We start from the raw sequence: 15,787 nt of genomic DNA, 5'->3' as shown, positions 1-15,787 counted from the left end.
AGTCGGACCCGCGTGCAAACGCAGTGCCTGCTCGCCGCCGCAGCCCAAAACATCAAGAAGATCGCAATGGCCCTCACAAAGCCCCCAAAACAAGCCCCAGCCTGAGGTGGCTGGACCAATCTAACCCTGAACCAAAACCGCTCAAAACCTCAGAACCAAAACTGCAAAAAAACAAACCCGCCGAAATCGACGGGTTTGTCAGCAGTCTGAGACGCGGGCCGGAAACGGCCCGCGTCAGACTGATGACAAAGGGTGCGACTGCTCTCCCGCGTCATGCCGGGCAAGCGGACGCGCGACCCGGTAGCGGAGAGCCAGTAGCCTATCCGTTTCATGGAGTTGCCAGCGGCCGAGTCCCTGCCTCTCCGATCCCGGATCGCAGTTCACGCTGCGTCCGGGAAGACGCTTCCTCGAGGCTTTGTCATCATTCTCACGCGGGCCGGAAACGGCCCGCGTTTTTGCGGTCAGACCTCGGCGAGCAACCTGTCGTAGACCGCAAGCGTGCGCGCGCACATCGCCTCGAGCGAATAGAGCTCCGTGACATGGCGCGCCGCGCGTTGCGTCAGCGCAGTCCGCGCGCTGTCGTCGAGTGCCAGCGCGGTGGCGATGGCGTCGGCCATGGCCTGACTGTCGCCCGGCGGAACGCGCCAGCCGGTGCGTTCGTCTTCCGCCACATCCGGCGGGGTGAGCACGGTCTCGGGCGCGGCGCCCAGATCTGTCGCGATCACCGGAACGCGGGCGGCCTGCGCCTCCACGGCGGCGCGGCCGAAGGCCTCGGGCTCGATCGAGGCGACGACCGCAAGATCGGCAAGCGCAAGGGCGGCCGGCACGTCGTCGCAATGGCCGACGATACGCACGCGCTCCGCAAGCCCGGCATCGTCGATCTGCGCTTGGAGCTTCTCCCTATAGTCGCCACGGCCCTGGTCGTCGCCGGCGAGGACGGCCGTCCAGGGGCGGTCGGAGGTTGCGGCAAGGCGGGCAAGCGCCTCGACCAGCACCGTCTGGCCCTTCCAGTTGGTCAGCCGGGCAAGGTTGAGGATCACCGGCGCGTCGCCCGGCAGACCCCAGCGCTTGGCCAGCGCTTGCTTGCGCTCCGCCGTCACCGCGTCCGGGGCAAGGGCCGCAAGATCGGAGCCGCGTGGGATCACCGTGATGCGGTCCCTTGCGAAAGGGTGCCGTCGGGCGATCAGCTCCGCCGTGTAGCGCGAATTGGCGATCACCGCGTCGCCGCGCGCCATCACCGAATTGTAGAAGGCCTTCGCCGCATTCTTCTGGCCGTAGATGCCGTGATAGGTGGTGACGAAGGGCACGTCGCAGGCGCTTGCCGCCCAAAGCGCCGACCATGCCGGCGCCCGCGAGCGCGCATGCACCAGGTCGATGCCCTCGCTCAGGATCAGCCGCTTCAGCGCGCGCATGTTGCGCCACATGGCGACCGGGGACTTGGCGGCAAGCGGCAACCGAATGTGCCGGGCGCCGACGGCCTCCAGCTCCGTCACCAGCCGTCCGCCGGCGGAGGCGACCAGCGCGCGGTGCCCGGCGGCGACCAGGGCCGCGGCGATATCCACCGTGGTGCGTTCCGCACCGCCGGTCTGGAGTTCCGGGATAACCTGCAAGACGGTGTGGCGTGTCACGGCGGATCCTGTCGGGCGGGGGCGGCTCCCGGTCCGGTTTTCGACCGGTGCGGCGGGCGGGCACCTTCTCAAAGCCCGTGCTGTGTGCCACATCGGTCGGGACATCGGCAAGCGGAGGCAGCACATGATGCAGCAGGATCAGGCACAGCGGATCACGGTTGGAACCGGAGAGGCGGCGCGCGAGATCGCCGTGCTGCGCGAAGACGGCGCGCCGGGGCGCTGCGGCATCCTGTGGCTTTCGGGCTTCAAGTCGGACATGGCCGGCACCAAGGCGGAAGAGATCGCAGCCTTTGCCCGCACGACCGGCCGGGCGGTAACGCGGCTCGATTATTCCGGTCACGGCCTTTCGGGCGGCGATTTCGAGGACGGTACGATCTCCAGATGGGCGGAGGAGGCGGTCGCCGTCTTTGAAGCCTTTTGCCGCGAACCCACCATCGTCGTCGGCTCCTCCATGGGCGGCTGGATCGCGCTGCTGCTGGCCCGCGCGCTCCTTGAGCGCGCAAACAGGGAAAATGCGCTGCGCGCCCGCACGGATCTCGCCGCGCGGCTCGCCGGCATGATGCTGATCGCGCCGGCGCCCGATTTCACCGAGGAACTGATGTGGAAGCATGAGTTCACCGACGAGATCCGTGACACGATCCTGCGCGAGGGCCGCTTCGAGCGCCCCTCCGAGTATGACGACAGCCCCTATGTGATCACCCGCGCGCTGATCGAGGACGGCCGCGACAACCTGCTGCTCGGCGGTCCGATCGAGACCGGCTGCCCGGTCACCATCCTGCAGGGCCAGCGCGACGATGCCGTGCCCTGGCGCCACGCCCTGCGCCTGGTCGACTGTCTGGCGCTCGACGACGTCGTGCTGACGCTCATCAAGGACGGCGATCACCGCCTGTCGCGCCCGGCCGATATCGCGCGTCTGATTGCCGCCATTGACCGGCAGGCCGAGGCACTGGAAGCTGAGGCCGGCTGAAACGCTCCAGCGGCGGGATTTTTGACGGGCGGGTCATCGCTTCGTCGTATTTCCTGCCAAGGCTTGGCGCGGCAAGATCACAGACCGGCGCAGTCCCCGCGCCCGGTCCGGCAACGCGAGGTTTCCATGGCACGGCGCAAGCATTTCATTCTGGCGATCGACGGCGGCGGCATTCGGGGACTGATCCCCTTGCGCATCCTGGAGACGCTGGAGGCGCGCCTGCGCACCCATGGCAAGACGGCGCCGCTCAACCGCTATTTCGATCTGGTTGCCGGCGTTTCGACCGGCGGACTGATCGCCGCCGGCGTGGCCGCGCCGAAGCCCGACGACCGCAGCGGCGCGCCGGCGGCCACGATCGAGGACTTGCGGCGCTTCTTCGAGGTGGAGGCGCGCGAGGTGTTCCGCCGGCGCGGCCTGCTGGAGCGGCTGGTCGCCAACCCCTCCGCCCCCTTCGACGAGCGCTACGACCCGCGCCCGCTGGAGCGGCTCCTGAAGGAGCGCTTCGGCTGGACCTCCATCGCCTCGGCGCTGACCCGTCTGGTGCTGCCGGCCTACGACATCGAGGCGCGCCGCCCGGTGATCATGAGCAACGGCCGCGAGAGCGACGGCGGGCGGCCGGAGGATTACTACATCTGGCAGGCGGTGCGCGCCGCCATGGCGACGCCGACGCTGTTTGAACCGGTGAAGGCGGAGCGCATCGGCGGCGAGGGCGGCGAGCGCGTGCTCGTCGACGGCGGCCTCTACATGAACAATCCCGTCATGGCCGCCTATCTGGAAGGGCGCAAGCTCGGCTGGGAGCCGGAGGACATGGTGATCGTCTCGCTCGGCACGGGTGGCGAGCTTGCGCCGCGCTTCACCTATCCCCAGGCCGCAGCCTGGGGCCCGCTTGGCTGGCTGTCGGCGAAAAATGGCGTGCCGCTCGTCACCATGGGTCGGCACGGCCAGTCGGTCACGACCGCCTATGCGGCGGAGCGGGTGCTGGCGGAGGCCGGTGTTGCAAGCATCCTGCGCCTCGACGGCACGCTGCCGCAAGGCGCCGACGACCTCGACAACACGCGGCCGGGCAACATCATCGAGCTGAACGGCGCCGCCGACCGGATCATCCGCGACAACACCATCGCGCTCGACCGGCTGGCCGAGGGCATGAGCGAGCGCGCGGACTGAGGGGCGGTCATGGTTAACAAGGTGTTTATGGTTAACCGGACGTAAACGCTTCGCCGGCGACACTGGCGCGCGGGCCGCGACCTCCGGTCGCGGCGATTTGCGGGGAGTGACAAGCATGGCAAGAACGATGTCATACGGTCGTCTCGGTCCAGGCGGGGGTGTCCGCGCTCGCGCATCCGGCCAGCGCGCGTTCGGCCTCCCTGCGCTCTTCGGGTGCGCATGGCGTGCGGCGGCACTTGCCGGCCTCTTCGCCGTGCAGATGCCGTCCGCCGCCGTTGCCGAGGACGCGCCGCGCCCGAAGGACAAGCCACCGCTCGACATCGGCCGTATCGTCTCCACCGTTGCGGTGGCGCTGCCGGAAGCGCCCGTCGTTACGGCCTCCGCGCCGCTGCCCGTGCCCGCGCCCGACAACCGCAGCGCCCTTGCCGAAGAGGCGAACGCGCCGCTGGCGCTTATGCCGTCCCGCGGCACCATCCGCCCCGATGCGGTTGCCAAGACGCTGTTCGGAGCCCGCAGCGATCCGGCCCCGCTCGCCGCGCGCTCCATCGGCTCCTACGCGCGCGGCTGCCTCGCCGGCGCGACGGCGCTTGCCGTCAACGGGCCGAGCTGGCAGGTGATGCGCCTGTCGCGCAACCGCAACTGGGGCCATCCGGAACTGGTCGACATGCTGCAGCGGCTCGCCATGGATGCGCCGAACCTCGGCTGGAACGGGCTGCTCGTCGGCGATCTCGCCCAGCCGCGCGGCGGGCCGATGCTATCTGGCCACGCCAGCCACCAGATCGGCCTCGACGCCGACATCTGGCTGACGGAAATGCCTGACCGTCGCCTGACCCGCGAGGAGCGCGAATCGATGTCGGCGATCTCCATGCTGAAGGGCCGGCTCGACGTGAAGGGCGCCGACCGCAGCGTCGACCCGGCTAAGTGGAGCGACAGCCGCGCCCGTCTCATCCGCCGCGCCGCACAAGACCCGCGCACCGCGCGCATCTTCGTCAATCCGGCGATCAAGAAGGCCCTTTGCGAATTCGAGACCGGCGACCGGGCGTGGCTGCGCAAGGTAAGACCCTGGTGGGGCCACCACTATCATTTCCACGTGCGCATCAAATGCCCGTCGGGAAGCGTCGGCTGCAAGGACCAGGCCCCGCCGCCGCCGGGCGACGGCTGCGGCAAGAACCTCGCCTGGTGGCTTTCCGACGAGCCCTGGGTGCCGAAAAAGCCGAAAGATCCGGCCAAGAAGAAAGCGCCCGCAAAAAAGAAAGAAATCACCATGGCGGCCCTGCCCGACGCCTGCACCCAGGTGCTGGTGGCCCGATAGGGACGCGGGCGGCAGGGGCACTGGCGGCAAAGGGCGGGCGCCTGCCCGGCTGCCGCATGGCGGCGCGGCTTGGCACCCAAGCAGCCGACCCTGTGCTTGCGCATGGGGCGTCTATATGACACCACTCACACCAAGCCTCCTTGCACGAGACCAACGGAGAACGGTGCCGGAATGCTGTCAGTGATTGCGGAACTGGGGTCGGACTATGCGCTGTATTTCGTGATCGTCTACGGCGCCACGGTGGCGGTCTATTTCGCGACAGGGATCGGCGTCACCCTCGTCAACCGGCGCAATCCCGAGCGCCGGATCCAGAAGGACCGCAACGGCGATAGGCGCATGTGGGTGGAAATCCGCTCGTCGATGTCGGCGCTGGCGGTGTCGGCGGCGATGCTGTCCTTCGGCTGGTTCGCGCAGACGCGCGGCTGGACGATCGCCCCGCTCGAGGTCTCCTGGTGGTCGCTGCCGCTGATGTTCGCGGTCTCGATGGTGCTTTATGATGCCTGGTTCTACTGGGGCCACCGGCTGCTGCACCTGAAGATGTTCTACCGCTGGCACGCCCCGCATCACCGCTCGGTCGCCCCCACCGTGTGGAGCAATGATTCCTCCACCGCCGTCGATACGATGATCGAGCACGGCTATTATCTGGTCGTATGGTTCGTACTGCCGATCCCCGCGCTCGCGCTGTTCGCGCAGCGGCTGTTCGATCAGGTTTCCGGCATGATCGGCCATTCGGGCTTCGAGTATTTCGCCTCGCCAAGCTCCCGCTGGCCCTCGCCGATGATCTGCACCTCCTTCCACGACCTGCATCATTCGACGTTCCGCTACAATTACGGCAACTTCTTCTCGCTCTGGGACCGGATGATGGGCACGGTGCACCCTGGCTATGACGCCATGGTGCGCGAGTTTGAGGGGCCGGGCGAACCGGCGCAGGGCGACAAGACGGTAGAGGGACGGTGAGGGGGAGGGGCGAGGACGCCTGCCCGCAGGGTCACCGGACCGGTGAAGGGGGCTACCTGCAGCCGATCAGTGTCGCTTCCTCACGGGCCCGTGCCAGAACCTGCGACTGTTCATTGATGTCTCGTTCCGCCTGTGCAATTCGCTGGCGGAGGTTCTCCTTTCAAGTTGGAAACAGAAGACGGCTGATTATGCGGTGTCTTGACGCGCGGAGGATAAGTCATCCGTGACGGTCCGTTGGAGGCATGCTGCGTTGGCGCTCGTTTTCTTGTGGTCCGTCGCAAATTCTCTCTATGATTGTATCCGGTTGATCCCTGATCGGGAGGAGGGGAATGCTGAGAGGCTTACGACAAGGCCTGCGGGCGGTCGGTGTCGGGCTCGGCATCTGGTTCGGCGCGTGGCTGGCCACGGCCGAGGCAGGCGGAAAGGATGAGCCCGACGCCCCGAGTACCGCTGAATCGCGAGCCTTTCTCGACGCCTACGAGACCTGGGTGCTTCGCTCCGGCGCGGATCTCGATGCGACGCACGCAAAAAGCCCGTTTCGTCCCTATCTCCGCTGGCCGCTCCACAAGGGACTGCGCGGCATGGACCTTCGCATCTTCTTTGACCTTCAGGAGGGGGGCTGGTGCTGGGAAATGGCGATGCTTGCGGAGCGCGCCTTTCTCCATGCCCATCCGCAGCTGCGCGCGGCCTTTGAGGATGTCCGGGTGTCCGTCGGCTTCACCCTGCATTTCGTCGAAAAACACACGCGCGCCGGCAGGCGCTGCGCGGCAAAGGCCAAGCTCTCCGACGTGATGGTTGAAGCGCCCGCCGAAACCGGCTCCTGGGAGTCGGTGGACCTGCCGGGCACCGCCGATGAGGCGGCGCTGGGCGCGACAAGCGCGCGGCTGGGGCAGCCGCCCGATCTCCTGCGCAAGCGTCGCGACGCTTATCGCGCGCTCTACCGTCTGGCCTTTTGCGAGGACTATCCGCCCGCACTGCGCGACATGCAGACCTATCTGGAGGTCAGGGAAATCGCGCTCTCCGCGCAGGACCGCGCCCATCTTAACGCCCACCTGAAGGCGCTGGGCCTCACCGGAGCAACTTACGAAGAGATGATCGCATCGACGCGCGTGCAGGCGGAAGAGCGCGCGAACCGCCCGCTGGCAAAACCGCGCGCCACGCAGGCCGCGCAGCCACCCGGACGGCCCGGGACCCCGATGGCGGCCGAGCCGTGCCGATAGGCCTGGGATGGACTGGAAAGGCGGGAACATACCTTGGGTCGTCTGCCAGAAGGGTTACGGTCATACCTCTTGGTGTGAAGAAGAGGGTTCGTATCGCCGCTGCATTGCCGCCGGGGATTGGAAGGTGTGAAGCTTTATGGATCCCGCTATGATTGCATTGGGTTGCAAGCACAGCGGAGTGAAAATGAGCGGCGCGATACGGTTGGCAATGGTGGTTGCATGTCTGTTCGCGGTGCCGTCTGTGGCCGTTGCTCAGGCGACGGAGGCCGCGGAACCGGCGCTTTCCGCGGACGACTTTGCCGAGGCCTATCAGTATTGGCGCTGGGAGCTGGGCTCGCGGGACGCGGGCCATGCCGAGAGCCCCTTGCGGCCCTTCCTCGACTGGCCGATGCATCGCGGGCTTGATGGCGAGGATCTCGAGCTGTTCTTTCGGCTGCAGGACGAGGGGTATTGCTGGCATATGACGGGGTTTGCCGAGCGCGGCTTTCTCAAGCATCACCCCTATCTCGAACCGGTGTTTGACGATGTCTCCATCGGGTTTGCCTTCCAACTCGTCATCGATCGCTCGACCGCCGGTCGCCGGTGCGTCGCGCGTCGTGCGCTGAAAAAAGTCGCAAGCCGCGCCTTCAGGGAGACCGGCTCCTGGGAACCTGTCGACCTGCCGGGAACAGCCGATGATGCGGCGCTGGGCGCGACAAGCGCGCGGCTCGGGCAGCCGGCGGATCTCCTGCGCAAGCGCCGCGATGCCTATCGCGCGCTCTACCGGCTGGGTTTTTGCGAGGACTATCCGCCGGCGCTGCGCGACATGGAGACCTATCTGGAGGTCAGGGAGATTGTGCTTTCCGCGCAAGACCGCGCGCATCTTCGCGCCCGGATGTCGGCGCTGGGTCTGTCGGGCAAGGCCTATGGGGACCTGCTCCTCTTGATGCAGGCGCGCGCGGGCGATCCGCCGCAAGCCCTTCCCTCGGGCGCTGCCGTCCCCCGTCTCTCCCGCAGCTGCGGCGCGGGGCCCTGAGGCGCGGTTTCGGGGTCAGTGGATACTTTCCGCACCGAGGTCTCAATCCCCCCGCGTTTTTCCTTGTCCCGCCTCTCTATTCCCCTTTGCGGGCGCGGGCGGCGATGGTAAACGAGCGCGCATGAGCACAAAGACCCTGTCCGACATCCGCAATTTCTCCATCGTGGCCCACATCGACCACGGCAAGTCCACGCTGGCCGACCGTCTGATCCAGATGACCGGCACGCTGACCAGCCGGGAGATGAAGGAGCAGGTGCTCGATTCCATGGACATCGAGCGGGAGCGCGGGATCACCATCAAGGCGCAGACCGTGCGCCTGATCTACACGGCCAAGGACGGCAAGCAGTACAAGCTGAACCTGATCGACACGCCGGGCCACGTCGACTTTGCCTATGAGGTGTCGCGCTCGCTCGCCGCCTGCGAGGGTTCGCTGCTCGTCGTCGACGCAAGCCAGGGCGTGGAGGCGCAAACGCTCGCCAACGTCTATCAGGCGATCGACAACAACCACGAGATCGTCCCCGTCCTCAACAAGGTCGACCTGCCGGCGGCCGAACCCGACCGGGTGAAGGAGCAGATCGAGGACGTGATCGGGCTCGACGCCTCCGACGCGGTGATGATTTCGGCCAAGACCGGCCTTGGCGTCGACAACGTGCTGGAAGCCATCGTCACGCGCCTGCCGGCGCCCGAGGGCGACCCGGACGCGCCGTTGAAGGCGCTCCTCGTCGACAGCTGGTACGACCAGTATCTGGGCGTCATGGTGCTGGTGCGCATCATCGACGGGCGGATGAAGAAGGGCCAGAAGATCAAGATGATGGGCACCGACGCGTCCTACGAGATCGACCGCGTCGGCGTGATGACCCCGAAATTCCTGATGACCGACGACCTTGGCCCCGGCGAGATCGGCGTCATCACCGGCTCCATCAAGGAAGTGGCCGACACCCGCGTCGGCGACACGATCACCGACGACAGAAAGCCCTGCGCCCAGGCGCTGCCGGGCTTCAAGCCGGCGCAGCCGGTGGTGTTTTGCGGGCTCTTTCCCGTCGATGCCAATGATTTCGAGGACCTGCGCGCCGCCATGGGCAAGCTGCGCCTCAACGATGCGTCGTTTTCCTTCGAGATGGAAACCTCGGCGGCGCTCGGCTTCGGCTTCCGCTGCGGGTTCTTGGGGCTCTTGCATCTGGAAATCGTCCAGGAGCGGCTGGAGCGCGAGTTCGATCTCGACCTGATCGCCACCGCACCGTCGGTCGTCTACCGCATGCATCTGACCGACGGCGAGATGGTGGAGCTGCACAATCCCGCCGACATGCCCGATCCGGTGAAGATCGCCAGCATCGAGGAGCCGTGGATCCGCGCCACCATCATGACGCCGGACGACTATCTCGGCGCGATCCTGACGCTGTGCCAGGAGCGGCGCGGCATTCAGGTCGATCTCAACTACGTCGGCACGCGCGCCATGGTCACCTACGATCTGCCGCTCAACGAGGTGGTGTTCGATTTCTACGACCGGCTGAAGTCGATCTCCAAGGGCTACGCCTCCTTCGACTACCAGATCTCGGACTACCGCGAGGGCGACCTCGTGCGCATGTCGATCCTGGTCAATGCCGAGCCGGTCGACGCGCTGTCGACGCTGGTCCACCGCTCGCAGGCCGAGCGGCGCGGACGCGCGATGTGCGAAAAGCTCAAGGACCTGATCCCGCGCCACATGTTCAAGATCCCGATCCAGGCCGCCATCGGCGCCCGGGTGATCGCGCGCGAGACCATTGCGGCGCTCCGCAAGGACGTCACCGCCAAATGTTATGGCGGCGACGCGACCCGCAAGCGCAAGCTTCTGGAAAAGCAGAAGGAAGGCAAGAAGAAGATGCGGCAGTTCGGCAAGGTCGAAATCCCGCAGGAGGCCTTCATCAAGGCCCTCAAGATGGACGAATAGGACTGCGGCAGGCCGTGTGCGCGGCGGGGCTTACTCCGCCGCGACCAGGGCCGGCTGTTGCCAGGTGCCGGTCTCGATCTGCGCGATCTGTGCATCGATATGCGCGAGCACCGTGCGCGAGAACGGCCCGAGGTGGACGTAGAGCGCCACCATCTGCAGCATCGGATTGAGCGCGCGCGGATTGGTGCGCAGCGTATAGGCGATCATCCGCCACAGGTGGCCGCGGTGCTCCGGGTGGTGGCGGGTGATCGACCAGACGAGCTTGCCGAGCTTCTTCAGATCGCTGCCAAGGCGCGCGTGGAAGGCGTCGCCGTTCGGACCCGACATGTCGAGCCGCGCGACCACATCCTTGAGCCGCGCGAAATAGGCGTCCGGCGCATAGACGCGGGCGATCACCTTCCGGAAATCCGAGAGGATCTGCGCGCGCGGGCGCAGCGTCTCGAAGTTGAGGCCGGAGGTGCACTGGTCGCCACCGTCGGCGGGGTCGGCGATGTCGAACTCCGCATGCAGGCGTCCCTGGGCTTCAAGCCGGCGGGTCAGTTGCGTGGTCGGCAGAGCGTAGAGCAGCCCGGTCATGGCGACGGGGATCGCCGCCTCCTCGATCAGCCCGGCGATTTCATCCGCGACCTGGTCGCTCTCCTCGTCGAAGCCGACGATGAAGCCGCCGATCACCATGATGCCGGCCTCATAGACCTTGTGCACGCTCGCCGCGATGTCGCGCCGGGTGTTCTGCTTCTTGCGGGTGGCGTTCAGCACGTCCGGGTCGGGACTTTCGATGCCGATGAAGACGATGAAGAACCCGGCCTGCTGCATCATCGTCAGCAGCGCGTCGTCGTCGGCAAGGTTCAGCGAGGCCTCGGTGGACAGTTCGAACGGCCGGCCATGCGCATTCTGCCAGGCGATCAGCTCGGGCAGGAACTGTTTCACCGCCTTCTTGTTGCCGATCAGGTTGTCGTCGACGAAATCGACATGGCCGCGATAGCCGAGGTCGTAGAGCGCCTGCAGCTCGGCCAGGATCTGTTCGTTGGTCTTGGTGCGCGGCTTGCGCCCGTAAAGCTCGATGATGTCGCAGAACTCGCAGGTGAAGGGACAGCCGCGCGAATATTGCACGTTGACCTGGACGTAGTCGTCGAAGTTGAGCAGGTCGAACCGCGGCACCGGCGTTGTGGTCACGTCCGCCTTGAATTTCTCCGCCTCGAAGGTGCCGGAGCGCTCGCCGCGTTCGAACGCCTCGACGAAACGCTCCAGAACCCCTTCCGCCTCGCCGATCACGCGGAAATCCGCATCAACGTAGTGTCCGGGGCTGGAGGTCACGTCCGGTCCGCCGACGACCGTCGGCTTGCCGGCGGCGCGGCAGATCTCGAGGATCTCGAGCGTGTCGGGTTGCTGCGGCAGCATCCCGCCGGTGAAGACGACATCCGCCCAGGCGAGATCCTCGTGGGACAACTCTCCGGTGTTGCGGTCGACCAGCCGCGAGGTCCAATGCGCGGGCAACATGGCCGCGACCGTGATCAGGCCGAGAGGCGGGGCGGGATACTTCGCGCCGACCAGCTCGCAGGTGTCCTTGTAGTTCCAGAAGGAGCCGGCGCGGAACTTGGGATAGAGCAGCAAGACGTTTACGCTGGCGGTCATCGAAATGTCCTGTTTGTGCTGTCTGGTCAGTGCGATCCGGGAGGGCGCACCGGCCGGGCCGGCTCCCCCGATTGTCGAACGCGCCAAGGCTCCCGCAGGCGAGAAGTCTAACACGCAAGACGGCTCGAACAAGCGCAGGAAGACGCCCCAGAGGAACCCGTGTACCCCGATCTTTGCCCCGTAAAAAAAGACAGGACTTGCATTTTGCGGAATAGTCACCAATTCTTAACAATGATTGTTCATTATTCGCTGACGCTGGCCGGTTCCTGAGGGAACGCCAGTCTCGGTCTTGCAGCCCATGGCCCCATTATCCAAGGGCGGGCTGCGCCCCGAATGTCACGCCTTTCCAGAACGTTCGGTGCGGCCATGAGCCTGCCCCGAAGCGATTGGATTTCGCGGCCGGATGGTCCGGCGCTCGAACAGTCGCATGCTTTGAAAAGCAAACAACAAAAAGACGAAAGAGAACTGAAATGGAACTTGGAAACGTAAAGTGGTTTGACCTGCGCAAGGGCGTCGGTCAGATCCAGGCAGACGAAGGCGACTTCGTCCATGTCGATATTCATGCCGTGCGCAAGGCCGGCCAGGCGACGCTGCGCGAAGGCCAGCTTGTTGCCTATGATCTGGAATACGCACGCGGCACGTCCGTCGCGGACAATCTGCGCGTCCTGTAACAGACGACGCTTGGCGATTGTCAGGATACCGAGCGCCGCGCCCTGCGCGGCGCTTTGCGTTTCAGCCCACCTGTGGTGTCAGCCCACGTGTGTCAGGCGCTTCAGCCGGATCATGGCGACAAGCCCGTAGGCCGGTCCGAGCGCCAGCAGCGCCAGCATCAGCGGCCAGCCCGCCGCTGCCGCGACGAGCGGGGCGGCCTGCACCGTGACGAAGGTGAGGGCGAAACCGAGCGCGGTTTGCAGGGTCATCAGGCTGCCCGCTTCTTCCGGCGGCGCGAAATCGGCGACCAGCGCCGAGAATTGCGCCGAATCCGGAATGACCGAAAATCCCCACAGCACGAACACTGGAACGACGATCCACACCGGCCCGCCGAAGCTGAGGGCGGCGGCGAGCGCGCAGGTGCCGCTGACGGCAAGCGCGATGATCGCGACCTGCGCCTTGCCGATGCGGTCGGCCACCCATCCAGCGCCGATACAGGCGATGCCGCCGGCGGCAACGGCGACAAAGGTGGCGATCCGCGCCAGCGGCAGGGCATCCTGCGGCGCCATGCGCAGCGCGAAGCTTGCCGCCATCGCGGCGCCCGCCCAGCTCCACACCGCATAGAGTTCCCACATGTGCCCGAGATAGCCCGCATAGGCGAGACGGATGCGCCGGTCCGTCCAGGCGCGGGTGACCGCGCGGATATTGAAGCGCGCGGCCTGCGCGTGATGGGGGCCGAGCCGCACGCCGAGTACCAGAAGGGCTGCCCCGAGCCCGGCAAGCGAGGTGACGGTCACGGTGACCCGCCAGTCCGCGCCGCCGGCAAGGGCGACCAGATGCGGCGAGGCGGACCCGAGCGTCAGCGCGCCGACCAGAAGCCCGACCAGAAAACCCCGGTCGCGCGTGCCCCAGCCGACCGCGATCTTCATGCCGACGGGATAGACGCCGGCAAGCAGCGCGCCGGTGACGACGCGTGCGGCGATCGCCGCATTGCCGCCGATGGGCGAGATCAGGAGCGAGGCGTTGACCAGCGCCGCCGCCGCCGCGCAGCCGGCGAACAGGCGCGCCGGGTGGACCCTGTCCGGCAGGCCGAGCACGGAAAACAGCAGCGCCCCAATGACGAAGCCGACCTGCACCCCGCTCGTCAACAGCGCCTGGCGGGACGCGGAGATCGGGGCCTCCGCGAGCATTTCCGGCAGGACGGCGGCTGAGGAAAACCACAGCGAAAGAGCCGCGACGCAAGCCGCTGCCAGCAGCGAGATGGAAAGCGTTTTTATGGCTGTGCCCCTGTACGCATTGGAGGGACCTTCAAGGAAACGCCCGGCGGCCCGCTGTCGGACGCTTGCGCGAGCGCGCAGTGTCCGCCATCCATAGCACCGTCGCGCCCGAAAGGTCGATTCCGGGCGTGGATCCATCTGCCGCGACGTCGACGGACAAACCGAAAGCTTTTCGATTGACCCCGTTTTGGTTTCGTTTGATTGTCGTTTCGACCAATAAGGAAAGAAAACGAACCTGGTTATGGGCGCATTTCGGGCCCGTGACCTGACCTGGGAGGGCCACGTGAGCGGCGAACACATTCTCGCAATCGATCAGGGGACCACGTCAAGCCGAGCCATCGTCTTCGACGGCAGCTTTCGATCCGTCGGGACGGGACAGCAGGAATTTCCGCAGCATTTTCCGCATTCCGGCTGGGTCGAGCATGACCCGGAAGACCTGTGGACCTCGACGGTCGCGGTCTGCCGCGAGGCGCTTGCGGGCTTTTCCGGCGGCGCTGCCGGGATCGCCGCCATCGGCATCACCAACCAGCGCGAGACAACGGTGGTCTGGAACAGGAAGACCGGCAAGCCGGTCTACAATGCCATTGTCTGGCAGGACCGGCGCACCGCCGATTTCTGTGCCCGGCTGAAGGCCGACGGCCACGAGCCGATGGTAACAAGCAAGACCGGCCTGCTGCTCGATCCCTATTTCTCCGGCACCAAGCTTGCCTGGATCCTCGACAAGGTGGAGGGCGCGCGTGCGGCGGCCGAAGCCGGCGATCTTCTCTTCGGTACGGTCGACAGCTGGCTGATCTGGCGCTTCACCGGCGGGACGGCGCATGTGACGGATGCGACCAACGCCTCGCGCACCTTGCTCTACAACATCGACGACAATGCCTGGGACGAGGACCTGTGCCGCCTGCTGGGCGTGCCCATGTCGATGCTGCCGGAGGTGAAGGACAGCGCCGACATGTTCGGCATTGTCGAGGCGGAGCATTTCGGCGCCGAACTTCCGATTCTGGGGGTTGCCGGCGACCAGCAGGCCGCGACCGTCGGTCAGGCCTGTTTCGCGCCCGGCATGGTGAAATCGACCTATGGCACCGGCTGTTTCGCGCTGATCAACACCGGCGAAACCCGCGTGACCTCCACCAACCGGCTGCTGTCGACCATTGCCTACCGGCTCGACGGCAAGACGACCTATGCGCTGGAAGGCTCGATCTTCGTTGCCGGCAGCGCCGTGCAGTGGCTGCGCGACGGGCTGAAGATCATCGGCAGCGCCGCCGAAAGCCAGGACCTCGCCGTGCAGGCGGACCCGAAGAACCGCATTTACATGGTGCCGGCCTTCGTCGGGCTCGGTGCGCCTTATTGGGATCCGGACGCGCGCGGCGCGATCTTTGGCCTGTCGCGGGGCAGCGGACCGGCCGACTTCTGCCGTGCCGCGCTGGAAAGCGTCGGCTATCAGACCCGCGACCTGATTGACGCCATGCGCGCCGATGCAACGCATATCACCGGCGCGGGCGAGGAGATGGCCGCCATCGTGCTGCGCGTCGATGGCGGCATGACCGCCTCGGACTGGACCATGCAGTTCCTCGCCGACATCCTGGGCGCGCCGGTCGACCGGCCGCAGGTGCTGGAGACGACGGCGCTGGGCGCGGCCTGGCTCGCCGGCCGCAAGGCAGGCGTGTGGCCCGACGAAGCTGCCTTCGCCGAGCGCTGGCGTCTCGATCGCCGGTTCGAGCCTGAGATGGCGGACGCCGACCGCGAGGCGCTCTATGCCGGCTGGCAGGATGCCGTCAACCGCACGCGCAGCAACGCCTTCGCCTGAGGCGTCGCTGCGTGCGCCAACAGGTTTCTGGAACCTCTAGATGTGGTTTCTCAGAAGGTCATTCACCCTTTGGAGGGGCGGCAGGCCGTTGAGAGCGGAGTGTTGTCTTGCCCAGTTGAACCAGTCAAGCCATCTGGGGAGGTCCGCGTTTCGGGCTTGCGATGTAGGATAGGCGAGGCCGTAGGCCCATTCGCGCAGGAGGGTCTGGATGAAGCGCTCGGCCTTGCCGTTGG

Annotated in this window: 13 protein-coding genes; 9 read left to right on the top strand and 4 right to left on the bottom strand. The window is 66.4% G+C overall.

What is annotated here, in order from left to right:
• Positions 1 to 461: 461 nt before the first annotated feature.
• Positions 462 to 1,628: a glycosyltransferase family 4 protein gene (locus LC092_RS20570; protein WP_224809558.1), complete on the bottom strand. Its 1,167-nt coding sequence runs from the start codon at positions 1,626 to 1,628 to the stop codon at positions 462 to 464.
• 127 nt (positions 1,629 to 1,755) lie between these two features.
• Between LC092_RS20570 and LC092_RS20565 the strand changes: the two genes are divergently transcribed.
• From LC092_RS20565 to lepA, 7 genes are all read left to right on the top strand, one after another.
• Positions 1,756 to 2,595: an alpha/beta hydrolase gene (locus LC092_RS20565; RefSeq protein ID WP_224809563.1), complete on the top strand. Its 840-nt coding sequence runs from the start codon at positions 1,756 to 1,758 to the stop codon at positions 2,593 to 2,595.
• A gap of 126 nt (positions 2,596 to 2,721) precedes the next feature.
• Positions 2,722 to 3,759 carry a patatin-like phospholipase family protein gene (locus LC092_RS20560; RefSeq protein ID WP_224809556.1) on the top strand — a complete coding sequence of 346 codons (1,038 nt, stop codon included), beginning with the start codon at positions 2,722 to 2,724 and terminating at the stop codon, positions 3,757 to 3,759.
• A gap of 259 nt (positions 3,760 to 4,018) precedes the next feature.
• The gene (mepA, locus tag LC092_RS20555) at positions 4,019 to 5,071 is read left to right on the top strand and encodes a penicillin-insensitive murein endopeptidase (protein ID WP_412103627.1); all 1,053 of its coding nucleotides are present in this window, start codon (positions 4,019 to 4,021) and stop codon (positions 5,069 to 5,071) included.
• A 171-nt stretch (positions 5,072 to 5,242) separates the two neighbouring features.
• Positions 5,243 to 6,028, top strand: coding sequence for a sterol desaturase family protein (locus LC092_RS20550; RefSeq protein WP_224809555.1), 786 nt, complete (start codon positions 5,243 to 5,245; stop codon positions 6,026 to 6,028).
• A 329-nt stretch (positions 6,029 to 6,357) separates the two neighbouring features.
• Positions 6,358 to 7,248 carry a hypothetical protein gene (locus tag LC092_RS20545; RefSeq protein ID WP_224809553.1) on the top strand — a complete coding sequence of 297 codons (891 nt, stop codon included), beginning with the start codon at positions 6,358 to 6,360 and terminating at the stop codon, positions 7,246 to 7,248.
• A 184-nt stretch (positions 7,249 to 7,432) separates the two neighbouring features.
• Positions 7,433 to 8,263, top strand: a complete 831-nt coding sequence (locus LC092_RS20540) for a hypothetical protein (RefSeq protein ID WP_224809551.1) — start codon at positions 7,433 to 7,435, stop codon at positions 8,261 to 8,263.
• 121 nt (positions 8,264 to 8,384) lie between these two features.
• Positions 8,385 to 10,190: a translation elongation factor 4 gene (lepA, locus tag LC092_RS20535; RefSeq protein WP_224809549.1), complete on the top strand. Its 1,806-nt coding sequence runs from the start codon at positions 8,385 to 8,387 to the stop codon at positions 10,188 to 10,190.
• Between the two features lie 30 nt (positions 10,191 to 10,220).
• Here the strand turns inward: lepA and LC092_RS20530 are convergent, their stop codons facing one another.
• Positions 10,221 to 11,822 carry a B12-binding domain-containing radical SAM protein gene (locus tag LC092_RS20530; RefSeq protein WP_224809547.1) on the bottom strand — a complete coding sequence of 534 codons (1,602 nt, stop codon included), beginning with the start codon at positions 11,820 to 11,822 and terminating at the stop codon, positions 10,221 to 10,223.
• Between the two features lie 470 nt (positions 11,823 to 12,292).
• On the opposite strand from LC092_RS20530, the gene LC092_RS20525 reads away from it, so the two are divergent.
• The gene (locus tag LC092_RS20525) at positions 12,293 to 12,493 is read left to right on the top strand and encodes a cold shock domain-containing protein (RefSeq protein ID WP_224809545.1); all 201 of its coding nucleotides are present in this window, start codon (positions 12,293 to 12,295) and stop codon (positions 12,491 to 12,493) included.
• Between the two features lie 78 nt (positions 12,494 to 12,571).
• Here the strand turns inward: LC092_RS20525 and LC092_RS20520 are convergent, their stop codons facing one another.
• On the bottom strand, positions 12,572 to 13,726 hold the full coding sequence (locus LC092_RS20520; RefSeq protein ID WP_224809560.1) for an MFS transporter: 1,155 nt from the start codon (positions 13,724 to 13,726) through the stop codon (positions 12,572 to 12,574).
• A 307-nt stretch (positions 13,727 to 14,033) separates the two neighbouring features.
• On the opposite strand from LC092_RS20520, the gene glpK reads away from it, so the two are divergent.
• Positions 14,034 to 15,554 carry a glycerol kinase GlpK gene (glpK, locus tag LC092_RS20515; protein ID WP_224809542.1) on the top strand — a complete coding sequence of 507 codons (1,521 nt, stop codon included), beginning with the start codon at positions 14,034 to 14,036 and terminating at the stop codon, positions 15,552 to 15,554.
• Between the two features lie 36 nt (positions 15,555 to 15,590).
• On the opposite strand, the gene LC092_RS20510 is transcribed toward glpK, so the two are convergent.
• On the bottom strand, positions 15,591 to 15,787 hold a 197-nt coding region (locus LC092_RS20510; RefSeq protein ID WP_224809540.1), incomplete at its 5' end, for an integrase core domain-containing protein.

Source organism: Stappia stellulata, assembly GCF_020176715.1.
Classification (GTDB): Bacteria; Pseudomonadota; Alphaproteobacteria; order Rhizobiales; family Stappiaceae; genus Stappia.
Note: the sequence above shows the minus strand (reverse complement) of the source record. Positions and strands in the feature narration are given on the sequence as shown.

Coding starts and splice junctions, on each gene's coding strand:
- LC092_RS20565 (WP_224809563.1), top strand. CDS start 1,756: ATGCAGCAGGATCAGGCACAGCGGATCACGGTTGGAACCGGAGAGGCG.
- LC092_RS20560 (WP_224809556.1), top strand. CDS start 2,722: ATGGCACGGCGCAAGCATTTCATTCTGGCGATCGACGGCGGCGGCATT.
- mepA (WP_412103627.1), top strand. CDS start 4,019: ATGCCGTCCGCCGCCGTTGCCGAGGACGCGCCGCGCCCGAAGGACAAG.
- LC092_RS20550 (WP_224809555.1), top strand. CDS start 5,243: ATGCTGTCAGTGATTGCGGAACTGGGGTCGGACTATGCGCTGTATTTC.
- LC092_RS20545 (WP_224809553.1), top strand. CDS start 6,358: ATGCTGAGAGGCTTACGACAAGGCCTGCGGGCGGTCGGTGTCGGGCTC.
- LC092_RS20540 (WP_224809551.1), top strand. CDS start 7,433: ATGAGCGGCGCGATACGGTTGGCAATGGTGGTTGCATGTCTGTTCGCG.
- lepA (WP_224809549.1), top strand. CDS start 8,385: ATGAGCACAAAGACCCTGTCCGACATCCGCAATTTCTCCATCGTGGCC.
- LC092_RS20530 (WP_224809547.1), bottom strand. CDS start 11,822: ATGACCGCCAGCGTAAACGTCTTGCTGCTCTATCCCAAGTTCCGCGCC.
- LC092_RS20525 (WP_224809545.1), top strand. CDS start 12,293: ATGGAACTTGGAAACGTAAAGTGGTTTGACCTGCGCAAGGGCGTCGGT.